We start from the raw sequence: 19,197 nt of genomic DNA, 5'->3' as shown, positions 1-19,197 counted from the left end.
GAACATGGCGAACCCCAGTCCGGTCACCCTCGACAAGGGGGATGAACTGGGGTTTTCTTCAAGCCCGCAGAATGCTAGGTGGTGTACTCCAGCTCAGTCACGGCGGCTTTGCGCACCGCCGGTGCGAGTTCATCGAGGTCCAGTCCGTCGAGGTGTCCGCGAAGCGCTTGCCGAGCTTCGCGCATCCATGCGGGGAGCATCGGGCTGTTGACGGCGCCGGGCAGGACGATGCGGCGGAACTCCGGGTCCTCAATCGCCTGTGCCACGAGTTTCTCGGCCAGCCACAGCAGCGTGCGTTCCCGGATGGCGAACGTCAGATGGATGCTGTGCCCGCTCCCGTCGACGACGTACGGATTGTGGACCCAGCCCCTCGGAAGGAGAAGGGACTGTCCTGCGCGAAGGTCGATCTCGGTATCCGGTCCTGTGGCCTCCCACGCAGGGATGTAGTCGTCGCGCCACACACGCCACGACTCGTTGTACTGCCGCATGGGCGCCTCGACCGGCGGGCGCCAGAGCTGCCACCGCTTGACGCCGGAGATCTGCACGATGACGGCCATCTGCTGGTCCCAGTGATGGCGTAGCCCCTGGTTGCCGGGCGGGGTCAGGAAGGCGTGGATGTAGTTGGAGTATCCCGTCTCCTGCTGGATGCCGTGCGAGACCGCCGCAAGATACGGGACGACTCGTTGGAGGTTGCCGAGGCGGATCGTGAAACCCGTGTCGTAGAGCTTGGTGAGTTTGGCCGCGTCGGTATGGCCGTCGGTCGTGAAGGCATTCTGGTTCAGGGACGGGGCGGGGGCTTTCACCACCGCGATCTCGTTCGCCGGGACGCAGCCGGTGAAGGCGTAGTCGTGGAGGAAGCCCTTGGTGACTGTCTCGTCGAGTGCGGTCCTGCCACGTTCGAAGACGCGGGGCTCGTCGGGCCAGGTGGTCAGGAGTTCGGTCCGGCCGTCCTCGGGCAGGATGAGGCTCAGCGACATGGCGGTGTCCTTCCGTGCGGTTCAGGAGGGCGGCAACGGGCAGCGCAGGTCGGGGTGGTGGCGGTTCGGACAGCACACGACGTTGATCGAGACGATGTTGCCCGAGCGGTTGTAGTGGACCCAGCTCACGTCGACACCGACCGGCAGGACATCGGCCGCGTACTCACGCTTCACGTCCAGGCCGACGTACATCTGCTTGCCGTCATCGGGTTCGAGCGGAAGGTTGCCGAGGTAGTGCTTCGTCATCCACTCCAGTGCCGCCTCCGGGTCGGTCCACGTGCGGTCGGCGGAGGTCTGGTTGCGTTTCAGGAGCCAGTGGCCCGACATCATGGGCGGCAGGTTCGAGACCGGGAACTCGGCGGAGACCTCGCGGTGGCGCGCGAGCGTCCGCTCGGCCGTCTTGTCGTCGGGAGCCGGGGGCGCGGGAGGGGTGGGGTGCGGCGGCCGGCGGTTTCCTTCCCGGTGGTAGGTCTCCGGGGTTCCGACCCATGGGCCGTACCCGTGGAAGTGCCCTGACCAGGTCATCTGTTTCCTTCTGGAGATACGACGGGCCGCCCTGCCACGCAGGACGGCCCGCTGGTGCGTGGTGGGGAGAGGTCAGATCGTCAGGTGCCGTTCCCGGGCGTAGCCGATGACGAACGCGTCCAACTCGGCCTCGGTGAAGCGGATCTCCTTGCCGACGCCTTCCGGCTTGGAGTCCGTCAGGACGTATGCGGGCTGCGCGCCGGGGAGCAGCGCGAACCGGACGCACGCCTCGTGCTCGCCTCCCAGGTTGCCGCCGCAGAACTGCCGGACTTCGGTTCCCTCGACGGGCAGGGTGTAGAGGTCAACGTTCATGGGATCGTCCTCCCGATGCGACTGCTGTAGCGGGGCGACCGAGTGAGCGTCGGCCCCGAATTTCACGAGATGCCGTGTCCCTCGCCCTCGGCGTACACCCGCAGCAGACGTCGGGTCAGCCCGGCCATCTCCCGGAGGTGGAGGAACGCTGCGAAGGCCGGAGTTGACGGCGTAGGGCGCTGTTCGAGGTCCAGGAGTCGGTAGCCCTTGCGGAAGAGTTCCCTGATCTTGGGGTCTTCGTCCGTGCCCAGGTTCTGGACCAGGAGAAGGCTCAGGTGGCGGACGAGTTCCGCCGTGCGGGTGTCGATGACCGCGCGGGTCGACGTGTTCAGCTCCGTCTTCAGCGCGAGGTCCGTGATCTCCGAGATCAGCTCGACGTCAATGGAGTCGCCGACGTCTGCCGCGCCGGTCTCCTGTCTCACGGTCGCCACCACGTGTCTCCCCAAGGGCTGCTGCCCGGCTTTCGGGCTCGGAGACGACGGTAAGGTCGGCGTCAGTCAACTCCCAAGAAGATTGCGCGAGTTTGCAGAACCGTCTTTGACGAGTGCGAATGGCTTGCTGACCATCTAGTTGTCGCGCAAACAAGCGCAAGGCAGCGGACGGGAGAGCCCCATGAAGCTACGGTTCCTCGGAAAGAACTCGACGCCCGGAGACAGTCCCACCCTGTACGCCAGCGACCAGGACAGCTACGTGATCCAGGGCTGGAAGATCTACTCGAACGAACTGCTCATGCAACTCGACCTCCCGGAAGGGGAGACCGCCATCGAGGTGCCCACCGAGTTGTTCGAGCACCTGATGAAGGACGGCTTGCAGTCCGGTCTGGTCAAGAAGTTCACCGCCCCGATCATGATCGTCACCGAACAGGGGACATGTGTTCTCCAGGGCCCCGAGATGAACGACCCTGAAGCCTTGAGCCAGATGCACATGCCCGACTATGAGACCTGCATCGAGGTCCCCAAGTCCTCGATCACGGCCCTGCTGGAGGAAGACCGTGGACCTGATCACCCCGGCCCAGCGTGACGATCTGTTCAACAGTTTCGAACGCGACGCCTTCCACCTGGAGTTGAGGGACGACTACGGCTCTCCCGTCGAGGACACGCCGTACGCCCGATGGCAGCGCGGCGAGCTGGACGACTACGCCTGGCTCGACGACTGGAAGGCACTCATCGGGCGCGTCACGGACACCGGCAGGACAGTCCGCCGCGTCCGGGTCGTCACCGAGCCGCACAGCCGGTACGTGACGTGGGAGCACTCGCTGACCCGGCTCAACATCGAGATCGGCGAGGACATCCGCTGGCTGCCACGGCATCTCCTGCCACAGGGCCTCGCGTTCCCGGTGCAGGGCAACGACTGGTGGCTGTACGACGACCGCTTGCTTGCCGTCGGCCACTTCGACCCGGAGGGACGCGTACTCGGCTCCGAGATCGTCGAGGACCCCGAGACCGTGGCCGAGTGCGTCCGTGTACGCGACCTGCTCTGGACCATCGCCGTTCCGCACGCCGAGTACAAGCCCTGACCCATCAGTGAGCAATCAAGCACAAGAAGCACGAGAGGCGCTGGGGGCCCGGCTGCGCGGATTCCGCAAGGACGCGGGATTCAGCAGCGGCCGGGCATTCGCGCGGGTCACCGGATGGGCGGAGTCCAAGGTTTCCCGGATCGAGAACGGGAAGCAGAATGCGAGCGAGCAGGATATTCGCATCTGGTGCGGCACGACCCACCGTGAGGACCAGGTGGAGGACTTGATCGCCACGGTCCGGCACATAGACGAACTGTGGCTTGAGTGGCGCAGGCAACTGTCGACCGGATCGGAGAAGAGGCAGAAGGCTGCTCTTCCTATTTACGCGAAGACAAAAGTCTTCCGTATCTGGCACCCGACTCTGATTTGGGGAACGCTTCAAACCTCCGCATACGCTGCTGAGACCTTCAAACTGGTCCGCAACTACTACGAGATACCCGACGACACGGAAGCAGCAACCGTCAAGCGCCTTGAGCGTCAGCAGCATCTCTACAAGGGGGACAAAATCTTCAACGTACTGCTCGCCGAGCAGGCGTTGTACACCAACTTCGGAGGAGCGGAGGTGATGAAGGGCCAACTCGACCGCCTGTTGGCCGTATGGCGGCTACCTCGACTCAGCCTGGGGATCGTGCCCAGGTCAGCTCCCATGCACATCTGGCCCGGAAACTCCTTCTCCATGTTCGACAACAAGCTTGTACTTGTCGAGACCTACTCGGCAGAGTTCTCGGTGACGCAACCCCGAGAGATTGAGCTGTACGCCAAAGCTTTTGCGCTCTTGAAGCAGTCTGCGGTGTACGGGACCACAGTCCGCGATCTCATATTTGCTGCGATTAACCACTACGATCGGAGCTCGTCCGACTAGGAGGAAACTCATCGTGACACCCAACTGGCGTACCAGTTCCTACACGGGAAAAGAAAACTGTGTCGAAGTTGCCGACAACAACCCGGAGGAAGGTTCGCAGCGCTGACGAACCTCTGATCAAGAGCCTGGTAATTCGGCTACTGGACACCGGACCACTGTGATGGCAGGTGCTCACTGCTGGCAGTACGCCGGGGGTTCATCGACGGTGAACGGCGGCTTCTTCGGGGAGTCCTCGGTGGCGGGCAAGTCCTGCCTTCGCCCCGGCACCCGCTCGGCGCACCCCCGTCCGCCCCGGATGCGGCCTCCCCCGCCCTCGCCGAGACTCGACGTCATGGCGAGGACTTCGCGGGGACGGACACTGTGGGCTGCGGGTCTGGTCCTGCTGGCCGGCGGTACGGCGGCGGGGACGGTCGCGGTGACCTCCTCCCCGTCCGCCGCACCTCCGCCGCCGCGGCCGGCCGAGTCGTACGGACGTGTCCTCCCGGCCGGTGTCCAGGCGCTGGTGCGGATCCCGGCGCTGGGGGCGCGCTGGCGGTATCCGGTGTACGAGGGGACCGGCGCCGCCCAACTGGCGCGCGGGCTCGCCCACTACACCGGTACGGCGGCGGCCGGCGGGCGGGGCAACTTCGCGCTGGCCGGGCACCGGTCCTCGGTCACCGGGTTCGAGCCGTTCGCCGACCTGCCCGACGCCGTCGTCCCCGGCACGCCGATCCTGGTCGAGACCGCCTCCGCGTCCTACACCTACCGGGTGACGGCGACCCGGCACACCACCCCCGGCGACGACCAGGTCCTCGACCCCGACCAGGGACGCGGCGCCGACCCGGGACGGCGGCTGATCACCCTCACGACCTGTACCCCGCGCTACGGCTCCACCGGCCGCTTCATCGTCTTCGGCGAACTGGAGCCTGTCCGTGTGAGGGCGGCGGGGCCGGGAGAATGATTGTCGGATCAATCGTCATGCCGTAGCGGGGGCGACCAGACCTACAACGGCGGCGGGGCCACCGGCGGTACGTACAGCTCGGGGGCGAGAAGCGGAGACGGCTACGGAGCTCTCGGCGGAACCCGGACCGCCGGTTCGCGGTACACCGGCGGTGCGGGTGTCACCGACGCGTCGATGACCAACGGCTCGGGTTCCGCCAGGGTCACCAACGGCGTCGTGACCCTCGCCAAGTCGGCCTCCCCGGACCCGTACGTCCCCGGCGCCAGGCTGACGTACGCCGTCACCGTGGCCAACGTCGGCCCGGCACCGCCCTCCCGCTCGGCCTGGCGACCCCGTCGCCGCCCTGTTCGCCGCGTCCGCCACCGGCATGGCGGTGAACCTCCGCCGAGGCCGCCGTATCGACTGCGGCTGTCACGGCGTCCTCGGCGAGGCCCCCGTCAGCGCCCCCCTGGTGGCCCGCACCCTGCTGCTGGCCGCCCGCTGATCCTGCTCGTACTCGCGGACAACCGCCCGCACTGCCGGGCCCTCGCGGCGGCCCTGTCGAAGGAGCCCGACGGCCCGTCCGTACCGGTCGTCGCCATCGCCGTGGACGAGACCGGAAAGGTACGCGCCACCGAAGTGGCCTCCGGACTCGCGACCTGCGGGATCTGGCGCGGGATCACGGCAGGTCTCCGGCGACGACGTAACCCTCCGGCCCCGGTTCCCCCGCGCGGCGCACCCGGAGCACGGGTTCGGGCGCCGTACGGGGGATTTCCTGTTTTCTGATGATCATTCAATGTGGTGCAGGGCCATGCCTACCGGGACTGACGGATTGTCATATCTTCACGCCCTGGGGTTGCCTGTGTTCGCGAAGGTCACGCGCCGGTTCGGCCGTACGGTGGCGGCGCTCGTCGCGCTGACGTTGAGTACGGGCGCCGCGCCCGCGCTCGGCCAGCCGTCCGGCCCCGGCAACCCGCTGGGCGCGGGGCGTGCCGTACTCCTCGCGGACTGGCCCGGCGGCGCGTCCGGGCCGCTCGGGGAGGCGGTCGAGGACCCGGCGGGGTACCGGATGGAGAGCACGGGCCGACGGTCCGTCAGGTCGGCGGCCCACTGGGACACCGTCCGCCTCCCCGAGTCCGTCGCCGGCCAGGCGGGCGCGCGCGGGCTGCGGCTGCCCGCCGCCGAGGAGGGGCATGCGTACGACGTCACGCTGGAGTTCCCGCAGGCGCGGCCGGGGTGGCTGCGGCTCGGGGGGCTGGCGGCGGGGACGGTGACCGCCGTGGGGGCGGGGGAGGGCGGGGGCGCCGTACGGCCCGAGGCGGCCGGCACGCGTGCGCTGACCTCGTACGTCGGCGGCAAGCTCGCCGTGAACTCGCTCGCCGGGGTGGACGAGGAGGCGTGGGGCGCCGAGCGGTCCGCCGACGTGGTGTTCCGCGAGGCGGTGCGGTCGGTGACGCTGACCGTGGGGGAGGGGAACGCGGAAGGGGTGATCGTGGCGGGGCCGTTCGGGGTTTCCGGGGAGGACGGGGCGGCTGAGAAGGCCGAAGGGGCGCGCGAGACGCCGCAGGAATCCAAGGCGCCCCAGGAATCCAAGGCGTCGCAGGCGTCCGGCTCTGCGAAGAAGCCCGCGTCCGGCAAGAAGGCCGAACCCGGCAGGAAGGCCCCGCCCGGCAAGAAGGCCGCCGCCCCCGACCCCCGCCAGCGCCGCGTGACCCTCGGCAGTCCCCGGGGCGCCGTGAACTTCCCGGTCAACGAGCCCTTCAGCAGCGGCACCACCAACAACAGCTGGACCCAGCTCGGCAACGCCTCCCTGACCAGCAACCCCGGCTGGCTGACGCTGACGCCCGCGCAGTACCGGCAGGCCGGCGCCATGATCATGAACGACACCTTCTCGACGTCCCAGGGCGTCCTGGTGGACTTCGACTACAACGTCTCCGGCGGCACCAACCCGCCCGCCGACGGCTTCTCGGTGTTCTTCGTCAACGGCAACACCACCCCCTCCACCCAGGGCGCGAACGGCGGCGGCCTCGGCTACGCCTGCATGAACGGCAACGGCAGCAACGCGGCCTGCACCATCCCCGGCGTCGCGGGCGGCTGGCTCGGCGTCGGGTTCGACGCGTTCGGCAACTACAGCTCGCAGATGACCGGCAACAACACCGGCCCCGGGCAGCAGCCGAACAAGGTGGTGCTGCGCGGCTCCGGCAACGGCACCAGCGGCTACACGTACATCAGCGGTACGAGCGTGCCGGGCAACGTCAACCTGGGCAGCTCGGCGACCGCGACCCGGCACGTCCAGGTGCTGATCAACGGCTCCAGGATCAGCGTATGGATGAGCGACCCGACCACCGGCGCCCTCACCCAGCTCATCTCCAACCAGAACGTCGCCGGCGTCTCCGGCATGCAGGCACTGCCGGCCACACTGAAGCTGGGCTTCGCGGCCTCCACCGGCGGCAGCATGGAGCTGCACAAGATCAAGAACCTGGTGGTCACACTCCCCACCGACGCCACCATTACCAAGTCGGGCACGTCACAGGTCCAGATCGGCCAGCAGGTCTCGTACACGCTGACCGCCACGAACAAGAGCGACAGCATCAACGCGATCCAGAACGCGAGCATCACCGACACCGTGCCGTCCCAGATCGGGAACGTCACCTGGACGTGCTCCGGCTCCAACGGCGGTACGTGCGCGAGCGGTTCGGGCTCCGGAAGCAACATCAACGTCGGAACCAACCTGCCGATCGGCGGCTCCGCGACCGTCACGGTCACGGGTACGGCGCGACAGGCGTCCTCGGGCGCGGTCAACACGGCGAACCTGGTCCTGCCCTCGCAGTACTCGAACATCGACCCGACGGTGCCGCTGTCCGCGAGCGCGATGACGGTGATCCAGGCGGACGACTTCGATGTCTCCAAGAGCGGCGGCAGCGCGGCCACCGTCCCCGGCAACGCCACGACCATCCCGGTCGCTGTGGCGAACAACGGGCCCAACAACGCGCTCGGCAACGCGACCGTCACCGTCACCATGCCGCAGTACGTCATCGCCAACTCGTCGCAACCGTCCGGGTGTTCGGTCAACTCCAACGGTACGACGGTGACGTGCACCGTCCAGGCGTCGCAGCTCGACAACGGCGCCACGGTCAACTTGCCGATCTCCGTGACGGTTTACTCCAGCGCGCCCGGCAACACCGCGCTGACGGCGACGAACGGCATCCAGGTCACCGGCCCCGCCGACGCCGTCTCCAGCAACAACCAGGCGAACGCGGTCGTCAACACCTCTTCTTCCGTGGCCGACTTGAACATCGCGAAGTCCGCGAGCCCGACGCAGGTCAACTACGGCTCCAACACGACGTTCACGCTCACCGTCACCAACAACGGGCCCAGCGCCACGAGCAACGTCCAGGTCACCGACCAGCTCCCCAGCGGCCTGACGTACGTCAGTGACGACTCGAACGGCGCCTACAACTCCGGCACCGGCGTGTGGAACGTCGGCTCGCTCCCCCTCGGACAGAGCGCCACCATCCACGTCACGGCGGTGGTCAACAGCACCTCCCCGCAGACCAACCAGGTCACGCAGGCGACGTCCAGCGGCTCGGACCCGACGCCGTGCAACAGCTCGAACCTGAGCAACTGCGCCTCGGCGACGGTCACTCCGGTCGCCGCCGACCTCACGACGACGAAGACCGCGACGGGGACGCCGATCGCGCCGGGGCAGACGTTCCAGTACCAGATCACGACGACGAACAACGGCCCGAGCGCCGCGACGAACGTGACCGTGACGGACACGCTGCCGTCCGGGGTGTCGTTCGTCTCGTCGTCGACGGGGTGCACGGCGTCCGGCCAGACGGTGACCTGCCCGCAGATCGCGTCCCTCGCGAACGGTTCGAGTCAGACCAACACGATCACGGTGAAGGTGCCGTCCTCGTACACGGGCAACGGCAGCGACATCCAGAACACGGCGTCCTCGACCTCGGCCGTCCCCGATCCGACCCCCGGCAACAACACCTCGCAACCCTCGTCCCCGCAGGTCAGCGGCCCGGTCACCGACCTGTACACGAGCAAGGTGCTCAACACGACGCAGGCCGTGCCGCCCGGCTCGAACGTCCAGTACACGATCTGGGCCAACAACGGCGGCCCCTCGGACGCGACCGGCGTGACGGTGACCGACACGCTGCCGACCGGGATGACGTACGTGTCGGGGCCGTCGAACTGCTCGGCGTCCGGGCAGACGGTGACCTGTACGGGGCTGAACCTCTCGGCCGGCGTGGGCCGGGCGCAGCCGATCACCGTGAAGATCGCCTCCAGCTACACCGGCAACGGCAGCGACATCCCCAACCAGGCCACCGAGTCCGGCGGCAACGGCACCGACCCGAACCCGAACAACAACACCACGGCGAAGGTCCCGCCGAACGTGGGCCCGGCCTCCGCCGACCTGTCGACGACGAAGCAGGCCGCGTCCAGCACGCCGATCGCGCCGGGCCAGAGGTTCGCGTACACGATCACGACCAGCAACGCGGGCCCCTCGGACGCCCAACAGGTCGCCGTCACCGACACGTTGCCCGCGCAGCTCACGTTCGTGTCGTCGTCCACCGGCTGCACGGCGTCGGGCCAGAACGTCACCTGCCCGACGATCGCGACCCTCGCCGACGGGGCCTCGCAGAGCAACACCATCACCGTCCAGCTCTCCCCGTCGTACACCGGCAACGGGAGTGACATCGGGAACGTCGCCACCTCCAACTCCCCGACCGGCGACCCGAATCCGAACAACAACTCCTCCAACCCGGCCCCGCCGCCCCCGGTGAACGGCCCGCAGACCGCGCTGTCGATCAGCAAGGCCGGCTCGGCGACCTCGTACCAGCCAGGGCAGTCGTTCTCCTACACGGTGACCGTCTCCAACGCGGGCCCCTCGGTCGCGGCCGGCGTCACCGTCGCCGACACCCTTCCGGCGCCGATGAGTTCGTTCACGTGGACCTGCACGGCATCCGGCACGGGCAGTGCCTGTGGCGCGGCGAGCGGCAGCGGGAACCTCGGCGACAAGCCGACGGTCGGGGTCAACGGGACGCTCACATACGTCCTTTCGGGCACCGTCGCCCCCTCCGCGAGCGGCCAGCAGACCAACACGGCGACGGTGACCGCCCCTTCGGGTGACACGGACGCCAACTGCCAGTCCACGTGCCGCTCGACGGTCACCACCAACGGGCCGAACATCACCATGGCCAAGTCGTCGACCCCGCACGGCGCGAAGCCGGGCCAGACGGTGACGTACACCGTCACGATGACCAACAACGGGCAGGGCGAAGCGAGTTCGTTCAGCTTCACGGACGATCTGAGCGATGTCGTGGACGACGCGACGTTCGTGAACGGGTCGATCACCTCCACCCCGTCCGGGGGCAGCGGATCGTACAACTCCACTAACCAGCAGCTCACCTGGACAGGTCCCGTGCCCGCCGGGCAGACCGTCACCGTCACCTACCAGGCCACCGTGAACTCCCCGCCCGGCGGCAACGGCGTCCTCAACAACGACGTGTACGCCAACGGCACGAACTGCGCGCCCGGTTCGAACGACGGCGACTGCACCGACAACAACGGCGGCGGCACCCCGCGCATCACCCTCGCCAAGGTCGCCGACCCGCAGGGCCCGGTCTCGCCGGGCCAGACCGTCGGCTACACGGTGACGCTCACCAACGCGACCGCCTTCGACTACCCCGGCGCCTCCTTCCAGGACGACCTGGCGGACGTCCTCGACGACGCGACGTACAACAACGACGCCTCGGCCTCGTCCGGCACGGCGAGTTACAGCGAGCCGACCCTGTCGTGGACCGGCACCGTCCCCGCGAACTCCTCGGTCACCGTCACCTACAGCGTGGTCGTCGACAACCCCGACGACGGCAACGCGGCGCTGAACAACTACGTCTCCTCCACCACCGACACCAACTGCGGCACCGGCTCCACGGACCCGAAGTGCGCGGAGACCGTCCAGATCGGCCGCCTGGAGATCACCAAGTCGGTCTCCGACAGCACCCCCAAGCCCGGCGACCAGGTCACCTACACGGTCACCGTCGAGAACACCGGCACCGGCACCTACGCCGGCGCCACCTTCACCGACGACCTGACCGACGTCGTGGACGACGCGACGTACAACAACGACGAGAACGCCTCGATCGGCACGGGCACTTATACGGCTCCCAAGCTGACCTGGACCGGCGACGTCCCGGCCGGCCAGACGGCGACGATCACCTACAGCGCGACCGTCAACAACCCCGACACGGGCAACAAGACCCTCGCCAACGCCGTCACCAGCCCCTCCGGCTCCAACTGCGGCACGGGCTCCACGGACGCCAACTGCTCGACGTCCAGCGGCAGTCCACAGCTCACGCTCACCAAGACGTCCAGCCCGGCGAACCCGTTCGCGGGCCAGAAGGTCACGTACACGATCGTCGCGCAGAACACCGGCACGGCCGTCTACACGGGCGCGACCTGGTCCGACGACCTGTCCGACCTGATCGACGACGGGACGTACGACAACGACGCGAACTCGACGGCCGGTTCCGTGTCGTATGCGAGCCCGAAGCTGACATGGACCGGCGACCTCGCGGCGGGCGCGTCCTCGACGACGACGTACAGCGTGCTGCTGGGCAACCCGATGCCGGGCAACAAGCAGCTCACCAACAAGGTCACGTCCACGCCGGACACCAACTGCGGGCCCTCGTCGACGAGTTCGGCGTGCGGCAACCAGACCCCGCAGGGCGTCGGCCAGCTTCAGATCTCCAAGTCGGTCGACAACTCCACGCCGAAGCCCGGGGACACCGTCCACTACACGGTGACCGTCCAGAACAACGGCACGGGCGTGTACGACGGAGCGACGTTCACGGACGACCTGACGGACGTCGTCGACGACGCGACGTACAACAATGATCAGTCGGCCACAGACGGGACCGTCTCTTACACCTCCCCGAAGGTCACCTGGACCGACGACCTCGCGGCCGGGGCCACGGCGACGATCACCTACTCCGCGACCGTCAACAACCCCGACACCGGCAACCAGTCCCTCGGCAACAGCGTTGTCTCGACGGCCGGTTCGAACTGCGCGCAGGGCGCACAGGCCGCCTCCTGCTCCACCAAGTCGGCCGTCCCGCAGCTGAACATCACCAAGTCCGCGTCCGACACCAACCCGCAGCCCGGCGAGAAGGTCACCTACACGGTCACCCTCACGAACCCCGGCACGGCGGACTACACGGGCGCGACGTTCACGGACGACCTGACGGACGTCGTCGACGACGCGGCGTACGACAACGACCAGGCCGCGACGGCCGGTTCAGCTTCTTACGCGTCCCCGAAGGTGAACTGGACGGGCACGGTCCCGGCCGGCGGCACCGTCACCGTCACCTACAGCGCGACCGTCGACTCCGATCCCTCCCAGCTGGGCAACGGCGTCCTCAAGAACGCGGTCACCTCGACCTCGCCGGGCTCCAACTGCGCCACCGCGTCCGGCACCGGCTGCTCGACGACCTCCAACCAGGTCCCGACGCTGTCGATCACGAAGAAGCAGACGTCCACCGGTCAGGCCACGCCGGGTTCGAAGGTCACCTACCAGGTCACCGTCAACAACCCGACGAACAGCACCTACACGAACGCCTCCTACTCCGACGACCTGACGAAGGTGCTGGACGACGCGACGTACAACGCGGATGCCAACGCCTCGGCGGGCAGCGTGAGTTACGCCTCCCCGAAGCTGACCTGGACCGGTGACGTGCCAGGCGGCCAGACGATCACCCTCACCTACAGCGTCACCGTCAACGACCCCGACACCGGGGACAAGCAGCTCAGCAACACGGTCGTCGGACCGGCGGGCTCCAACTGCCAGGCGGGGTCCACCGATCCGGGCTGTAGCAGCACCCCGGCCGGCGTGCCGACCCTGTCCATGCAGAAGACGGTGTCCCCGGCCAACCCGGTCCCGGGCCAGACGGTCACCTACACGGTCACCCTCACCAACACCGGCACGGCCGACTACTCCGGCGCCACCTTCACCGACGACCTGACCAAGGTCCTCGACGACGCGACCTGGCTGAACCAGACCAACGCGGCCGGTGACACGCTGAGTTACAGCGCCCCCAAGCTGACCTGGACCGGCGACGTCCTCCAGGGCCAGACCCGGACGGTGACCTACGCCGTCCAGGTCAACGACCCCGACACGGGCGACGGACAGCTCGACAACGCGGTGACCGGCCCGGCTGGCTCCAACTGCGAGCAGGGCTCGGCCGATACAAACTGCTCGGCGAACATCGACGGCATCCCCGCGCTGAACATCAGCAAGACCATGTCGCCGAACACGCCGCTCCAGGGCCAGAAGGCGACGTACACGGTGACGGTGAAGAACACCGGCACGGCGACCTACACGAACGCGTCCTACACCGACGATCTGACGAAGGTGCTGGACGACGCGACGTACAACGGTGACGCCAACGCCTCGGCAGGGACCGTCGGTTACGCCTCCCCGAAGCTGACCTGGACCGGCACCCTCGCCGCCGGCGCCACGGCGACGATCACCTACAGCGTCACCGTCGACAACCCCGACACCGGCGACAAGCAGCTCAGCAACGCGGTGACCGGCCCGGCGGGCTCCAACTGCGAGCAGGGTTCCGCCGATTCGGCCTGCTCCACCGGCAACGACCCCGGCCAGGGCGTCCCCCAGCTCACGCTGACCAAGACGTCCAGCCCGGCGAACCCGGTCGCGGGCCAGAAGGTCACGTACACGATCGTCGCGCAGAACACCGGCACGGCCACCTACTCGGGCGCGACCTGGTCCGACGACCTGTCCGACCTGATCGACGACGGGACGTACGACAACGACGCGAGCGCGACGGCCGGTTCCGTGTCGTATGCGAGCCCGAAGCTGACATGGACCGGCGACCTCGCGGCGGGCGCGTCCTCGACGACGACGTACAGCGTGCTGCTGGGCAACCCGATGCCGGGCAACAAGCAGCTCACCAACAAGGTCACGTCCACGCCGGACACCAACTGCGGGCCCTCGTCGACGAGTTCGGCGTGCGGGAACCAGACCCCGCAGGGCGTACCGCAGTTGACCATGAAGAAGACGGCGTCCAGCAGCACGGCGACGCCGGGTTCGACGATCACGTACACCGTGACGGTCCAGAACAGCGGGACGGCGGCGTACTCCGGGGCCTCGTGGTCGGACGACCTGACGGACGCCCTGGACGACGCGACGTACAACGACGACGTCAACGCCTCCTCCGGCAGCGCGAGTTACAACTCTCCCAAGGTCACCTGGAGCGGCGACCTCGCGGCGGGCCGGACGGCGACGATCACCTACAGCGTGACCGTGAACGACCCCGACACCGGAAACCAGCAGCTCACCAACACGGTCATCTCGGACGTCCCCGGCTCCAACTGCGGCTCGGGCTCCACGGATCCCTCCTGCACCTCGGGCCCGCTGGGCGTCCCGCAGCTCGCGATCACCAAGACGGTCTCCCCGGCGACCCCGCTCCCCGGCAACACCCTCACCTACACGGTCACCCTCAAGAACACGGGCACCGCCGACTACTCCGGCGCGACCTTCACCGACGACCTCACGAAGGTCCTCGACGACGCGACCTGGCTGAACCGGACCACCGCCAGCACCGGCACGGTCTCGTACACGGCGCCGAAGCTCTCCTGGACCGGCGACGTCCCGCAGGGCCAGTCGGAGACGGTGACGTACGCCGTCGAGGTGAACGACCCGGACGCCGGTGACAAGCAGCTCAACAACTCCGTGGTGGGCCCGCCCGGTTCGAACTGCCGCGCCGACTCCACCGACACCCGCTGCACCGCCGACATCCCGGGCGTGCCCGAACTGCACATCACCAAGACGCAGTCCCCGACGACCCCGACCGCCGGCCAGAAGGTCACGTACACGGTGACCGTCGAGAACACGGGCACGGCGGACTACCCGAACGCCACCTTCACGGACGACCTGACGGGCGTCCTGGACGACGCGGTGTACGGCGCTGACGCCAACGCCTCGGCGGGCAACGTGAGTTACGCCTCCCCGAAGGTGACCTGGTCCGGCGACGTCCCCACCGGCCAGACGGTCACCGTCACCTACAGCGCGACGGTGAACAACCCCGACAGCGGCGACAAGCAGCTCGCCAACTCCGTTGTCGGCCCGCAGGGTTCGAACTGCGAGTCGGGCAAGCAGGACCGGGACTGCACCTCCACCTCGGGCGTGGGCCAGCTCCAGATCGCCAAGACGTACACGCCCGCCGACCCGCTCCCCGGTGACACGGTCACCTACACGATCAACGTCACCAACACAGGCACGGCCACCTTCACGGGCGCGTCCTGGTCCGACGACCTGACCGGCGTCCTTGACGACGCGACGTACGACAACGACGCCAACGCGACCGGCGGCAGCGTGAACTACGCCTCCCCGAAGCTGAGTTGGTCCGGCAACCTGATCCCCCAGTCCACGGCGTCGATCACCTACAGCGTGACCGTGAACGACCCCGACACGGGTGACGGCAAGCTCGCCAACACCGTCGTCAGCCCCCAGGGTTCGAACTGCTCCGCCGGTTCCACCGACCCCGACTGCTCCCCGGCCCCGGCCGGCCTGCCCCAACTCTCCATCGCCAAGGCCGCGTCGGCGACCAACCCCAAGCCCGGCGACAAGGTGACGTACACCGTCACCCTCACCAACAGCGGCCAGGCCCCCTACCCGAACGCCACCACCTCCGACGACCTGACGGGCGTCCTGGACGACGCGACGTACGACGACGACGTCAACGCGACGTCCGGGACGGCGAGTTACGCCTCCCCGAAGGTCACCTGGACGGGCACGGTCCCGGCGGGCGGCACGGTCACCCTCACCTACAGCGTCACCGTCAACACCCCCGACACCGGCGACCACGAGCTCGTTAACTCCGTTGTCGGACCCAAGGGTTCGAACTGCCAGGCGGGCTCCCAGAACGCCGCCTGCACGACCGGCGACGACCCCGGCAACGGCATCCCCGACCTGACCCTCTCGAAGACGTCCTCCGACCCGACCCCCGAGCCCGGCGACACGGTCACCTACACCATCACCGCGAAGAACCAGGGCACGGCGACGTACACGGGCGCGACCTGGTCCGACGACCTGACCGGCGTCCTCGACGACGCGACCTACAACGCGGACGCCAACGCCTCGCTCGGCACGGTGAGTTACACCTCTCCGACCATGTCCTGGACCGGCGACGTCCCGGCCGGCCAGACGGCCACCATCACCTACTCCGTGACCGTCAACTCCCCCGACACCGGGGACAAGAAGCTCACCAACGCCGTCGTCTCCACCCCCGACACCAACTGCCCCTCCGGTTCCACCGACCCGAAGTGCGGCTCCAACGCCGCAGGCGGCATCCCCAACGTGACGATCACCAAATCGTCGTCCACCACGACCCCGCTGCCGGGCCGGCAGGTGACGTACACGGTCACCGTCCAGAACACCGGCACAGCGACCTTCCCGGGCGCGACCTTCACGGACGACCTGACCGACGTCCTCGACGACGCGACGTACGACAACGACGCCAACGCGACGTCCGGCACGGTGAGTTACGCCTCCCCGAAGGTCACCTGGACCGGCGACGTCCCGGCGGGCGCTACGGTCACCGTCACCTACAGCGTGACCGTCGACTCCGACCCCTCCCAGATGGGCAACGGCGTCCTGAAGAACGCGGTCACCTCCACGTCGGCCGGCAACAACTGCTCGACGTCCAGCGGCAACGGCTGTTCCACGACGTCGAGTTCAGTCCCGACGCTCCAGATCGCGAAGACACAGACGACCACGCAGGCCCTGCCCGGCGGGACGGTCGGCTACCAGATCACGATCACCAACCCGACGACGTCCGACTACCCGAACGCCTCCTACACGGACGACCTGACAGGCGTCCTCGACGACGCGGCGTACAACAACGACGCCAACGCCACGGCGGGGACGGCGAGTTACACCTCGCCCAAGCTGACCTGGTCCGGTGACGTCCCGGCGGGCCAGACGGTCACCCTCACCTACAGCGTGACGGTGAACACCGTCGACACCGGGGACGGCAAGCTCGCCAACACGGTCGTCTCGAACGTCCCCGGCTCCAACTGCGCGGCGGGCTCGACCAGTCCGGTCTGCACGACCGGCGGGGGCAACAACGGCCTGATCCCGCACCTGAAGATCGTGAAGACGGTGAACAACGGCAACCCGCTCCCGGGCGACCTGCTCACCTACACGGTCACGGTGACCAACGACAGCCAGGCCGCCTACCCGAACGCGACCTTCACCGACCAGATGACCCAGGGCACGGGCCTGGTCAACCGGCAGTCGGTCAGCCCGCCCACGGCCTCGTCGGGCACGATCACTGCCCAGCCCGGCTTCACCTTCACCTGGACCGGCGACATGGCGGCGGGCGCCACGGCGACGATCACCTACACCTACATGGCCAACGCGGTCCCCGGCTCCGGTAACCGGCAGATCGTCAACCAGATCACCAACGCCAGCGCGAACACGACCTGTTACGGCAACACCTCCACCCCCGGCTACCCGACCGGCTGTGGCGCGACGGTCGTAGCCCCGCGCTACAACTTCGGCGAAGCCCCCAACTCCTACGGCACGACGATCACCGCGAACGGCGCCTACCACGTCATCGTCCCCGGCCTCAGCCTCGGCAACGGTCCCCAGGCCGACATGAACGGCTCCCCCAACGGGTCGCGTCTGAACCAGGACAGCGGCCGTGGACCGAGGTCCATCCCGGTGGCGTACGCGTCCGGCACGGGCTTCAGCACACAGGTGGACCTGGCCAACACCACAGGCGCGACAACCCTGTTGGCCGCCTGGCTGGACTACGACTTCGACGGCGCCTTCGAGCCCGGTGAGCGCATCATCCGCACGATCGGCGCCAACGCGACGACGGCCAGCCTGAGTTGGCCGGACGCGGACTTCGCCAAGGCCGGTCTGACGTACATGCGCCTGCGCCTGTACGGCGAGCAGGTCCCGCCGGGCGCCGATCCCCAACTCCCCTCCGGTGAAACGACCCGAACCCTGGTGAAGGTCGGCGGCAAGCTCCGCACGGTCCCCTTCCAGAAGGCCGCCCTCCCGACCGACCCGAAGCCCACCGGCTACGGCGGCGCGGGCCAGGTCGAGGACTTCAAGATCCCGGTTCTCCAGGGCAAGTTGGACGTGAAGATCACGTCCAGCAACCCGAACCCGCAACCCGGCGACAGGGTGACGTACACGATCACGGTGTGCAGCCCGACCGGCGCCCCGTACACGGGAGCGACAGCCACCGCGAACCTCTCCCAGGTCCTGAAGTACGCGACCTACAACAACGACGCCCGAGCCACCACCGGCAGCGTCAACTACACGGGTGGCAAAGTCAGTTGGAAGGGTACCGCCCCCGGCGGCTGCGCCCACCCCGCGAAGATCACCTTCACGGTCACCTACAAGTCCGCGCCCCCCTCCGGAACCAAGGTCGACGTCCCGGTCACCGCAGGCCCCTCGGGCTCCAACTGCCCGCCCGGCACGAAGAACCCCGACTGCAACGCGACCGTCGAACCCCGCCCGACCCCGGGCAAACCCCTCCCGGCCACCGGCACCGATCTCACCCCCCTCTGGCTGGCCCTCGCAGGCTGCGCGCTGGCCGCCGGAACCCTCCTGCTGGGCGTGTCCCGCAGACGCCGCAGGGGCTGAGGGGACGTCCGGGCGAAGGCGAGTCCGGCGTGGGTGTGGCGCGAGCCGCCCTCCGCCGGACGGCTGCCGATCATGCCGTTGTGCGTGCAGCAACTGGTCCGGGACGAAACTGAAGGGGCGCGCTCACGACGATCGGCGCCCGGCGGCGCGTACCGAAGGGCCTCTGCTCGGTCCGCCGAGAAACGCCTCCGGTACTTGTCCGCAGGTACCAAGGTCCCCGTTCTCGTCCACAACGCGAGCTGTAATGCCGCCGAGGCGCGACGCCTGCACGCCAAACGGGCACGCGTTCCGGAAGCATGTCGTGGAACAGGGCGGGTTCCCGGGGGGCCAGACCGGTGAGCAGTCTGCCGACATGATCCAGGACGTCGTTCTCGATGGAGAGCGGCGGGTCGA

At 68.3% G+C, this 19,197-nt stretch carries 12 protein-coding genes; 6 read left to right on the top strand and 6 right to left on the bottom strand.

The genetic code is table 11. The annotated features are described in order from the left end of the window. Nucleotides 1-74: 74 nt before the first annotated feature. The 4 genes from ACLZOT_RS41850 to ACLZOT_RS41835 form a co-directional block, all read right to left on the bottom strand. Nucleotides 75-977, bottom strand: a complete 903-nt coding sequence (locus tag ACLZOT_RS41850) for a JmjC domain-containing protein (protein ID WP_416974454.1) — start codon at nucleotides 975-977, stop codon at nucleotides 75-77. A 21-nt stretch (nucleotides 978-998) separates the two neighbouring features. Further along, nucleotides 999-1,502: a hypothetical protein gene (locus tag ACLZOT_RS41845; RefSeq protein ID WP_416974453.1), complete on the bottom strand. Its 504-nt coding sequence runs from the start codon at nucleotides 1,500-1,502 to the stop codon at nucleotides 999-1,001. A 72-nt stretch (nucleotides 1,503-1,574) separates the two neighbouring features. After that, on the bottom strand, nucleotides 1,575-1,814 hold the full coding sequence (locus ACLZOT_RS41840) for a DUF397 domain-containing protein (RefSeq protein ID WP_416974452.1): 240 nt from the start codon (nucleotides 1,812-1,814) through the stop codon (nucleotides 1,575-1,577). 62 nt (nucleotides 1,815-1,876) lie between these two features. Beyond that, nucleotides 1,877-2,245 (bottom strand): hypothetical protein, encoded by a 369-nt coding sequence (locus tag ACLZOT_RS41835; protein ID WP_416974451.1) that lies wholly within the window; start codon nucleotides 2,243-2,245, stop codon nucleotides 1,877-1,879. 181 nt (nucleotides 2,246-2,426) lie between these two features. Here ACLZOT_RS41835 and ACLZOT_RS41830 point away from each other — a divergent pair, with 181 nt between their 5' ends. From ACLZOT_RS41830 to ACLZOT_RS41820, 3 genes are read left to right on the top strand one after another with little or no spacing between them, the layout of a single operon-like run. Next, nucleotides 2,427-2,834, top strand: coding sequence for a hypothetical protein (locus ACLZOT_RS41830; protein WP_416974450.1), 408 nt, complete (start codon nucleotides 2,427-2,429; stop codon nucleotides 2,832-2,834). Continuing rightward, nucleotides 2,806-3,330, top strand: a complete 525-nt coding sequence (locus tag ACLZOT_RS41825) for a DUF6879 family protein (RefSeq protein ID WP_416974449.1) — start codon at nucleotides 2,806-2,808, stop codon at nucleotides 3,328-3,330. The genes ACLZOT_RS41830 and ACLZOT_RS41825 overlap by 29 nt, the downstream gene beginning before the upstream one ends. A gap of 7 nt (nucleotides 3,331-3,337) precedes the next feature. Further along, nucleotides 3,338-4,192: a helix-turn-helix domain-containing protein gene (locus ACLZOT_RS41820; RefSeq protein ID WP_416974448.1), complete on the top strand. Its 855-nt coding sequence runs from the start codon at nucleotides 3,338-3,340 to the stop codon at nucleotides 4,190-4,192. A gap of 171 nt (nucleotides 4,193-4,363) precedes the next feature. Here the strand turns inward: ACLZOT_RS41820 and ACLZOT_RS41815 are convergent, their stop codons facing one another. Next, nucleotides 4,364-4,525, bottom strand: coding sequence for a hypothetical protein (locus ACLZOT_RS41815; protein ID WP_416974447.1), 162 nt, complete (start codon nucleotides 4,523-4,525; stop codon nucleotides 4,364-4,366). Here ACLZOT_RS41815 and ACLZOT_RS41810 point away from each other — a divergent pair. Continuing rightward, nucleotides 4,524-5,132: a sortase gene (locus ACLZOT_RS41810; RefSeq protein ID WP_416974446.1), complete on the top strand. Its 609-nt coding sequence runs from the start codon at nucleotides 4,524-4,526 to the stop codon at nucleotides 5,130-5,132. The two genes, ACLZOT_RS41815 and ACLZOT_RS41810, sit on opposite strands and share 2 nt — an antisense overlap. Nucleotides 5,133-5,233: 101 nt before the next feature. On the opposite strand, the gene ACLZOT_RS41805 is transcribed toward ACLZOT_RS41810, so the two are convergent. Next, nucleotides 5,234-5,416: a hypothetical protein gene (locus ACLZOT_RS41805; protein WP_416974445.1), complete on the bottom strand. Its 183-nt coding sequence runs from the start codon at nucleotides 5,414-5,416 to the stop codon at nucleotides 5,234-5,236. 59 nt (nucleotides 5,417-5,475) lie between these two features. Between ACLZOT_RS41805 and ACLZOT_RS41800 the strand changes: the two genes are divergently transcribed. After that, nucleotides 5,476-5,616, top strand: coding sequence for a MauE/DoxX family redox-associated membrane protein (locus ACLZOT_RS41800; protein WP_416974500.1), 141 nt, complete (start codon nucleotides 5,476-5,478; stop codon nucleotides 5,614-5,616). A gap of 357 nt (nucleotides 5,617-5,973) precedes the next feature. Next, the gene (locus ACLZOT_RS41795; protein WP_416974499.1) at nucleotides 5,974-18,804 is read left to right on the top strand and encodes an isopeptide-forming domain-containing fimbrial protein; all 12,831 of its coding nucleotides are present in this window, start codon (nucleotides 5,974-5,976) and stop codon (nucleotides 18,802-18,804) included. Nucleotides 18,805-19,197: the final 393 nt, after the last annotated feature.

The organism is Streptomyces sp. 4F14, assembly GCF_048159485.1.
Lineage (GTDB): Bacteria > Actinomycetota > Actinomycetes > Streptomycetales > Streptomycetaceae > Streptomyces.
The sequence above is the reverse complement of the archived record's forward strand: the minus strand, read 5'-3'. Positions and strand labels throughout refer to the sequence as shown.

Excerpts from the sequence above, each read along its gene's own strand:
- ACLZOT_RS41850 (WP_416974454.1), bottom strand. The coding sequence starts at position 977 with ATGTCGCTGAGCCTCATCCTGCCCGAGGACGGCCGGACCGAACTCCTG.
- ACLZOT_RS41845 (WP_416974453.1), bottom strand. The coding sequence starts at position 1,502 with ATGACCTGGTCAGGGCACTTCCACGGGTACGGCCCATGGGTCGGAACC.
- ACLZOT_RS41840 (WP_416974452.1), bottom strand. The coding sequence starts at position 1,814 with ATGAACGTTGACCTCTACACCCTGCCCGTCGAGGGAACCGAAGTCCGG.
- ACLZOT_RS41830 (WP_416974450.1), top strand. The coding sequence starts at position 2,427 with ATGAAGCTACGGTTCCTCGGAAAGAACTCGACGCCCGGAGACAGTCCC.
- ACLZOT_RS41810 (WP_416974446.1), top strand. The coding sequence starts at position 4,524 with ATGGCGAGGACTTCGCGGGGACGGACACTGTGGGCTGCGGGTCTGGTC.
- ACLZOT_RS41815 (WP_416974447.1), bottom strand. The coding sequence starts at position 4,525 with ATGACGTCGAGTCTCGGCGAGGGCGGGGGAGGCCGCATCCGGGGCGGA.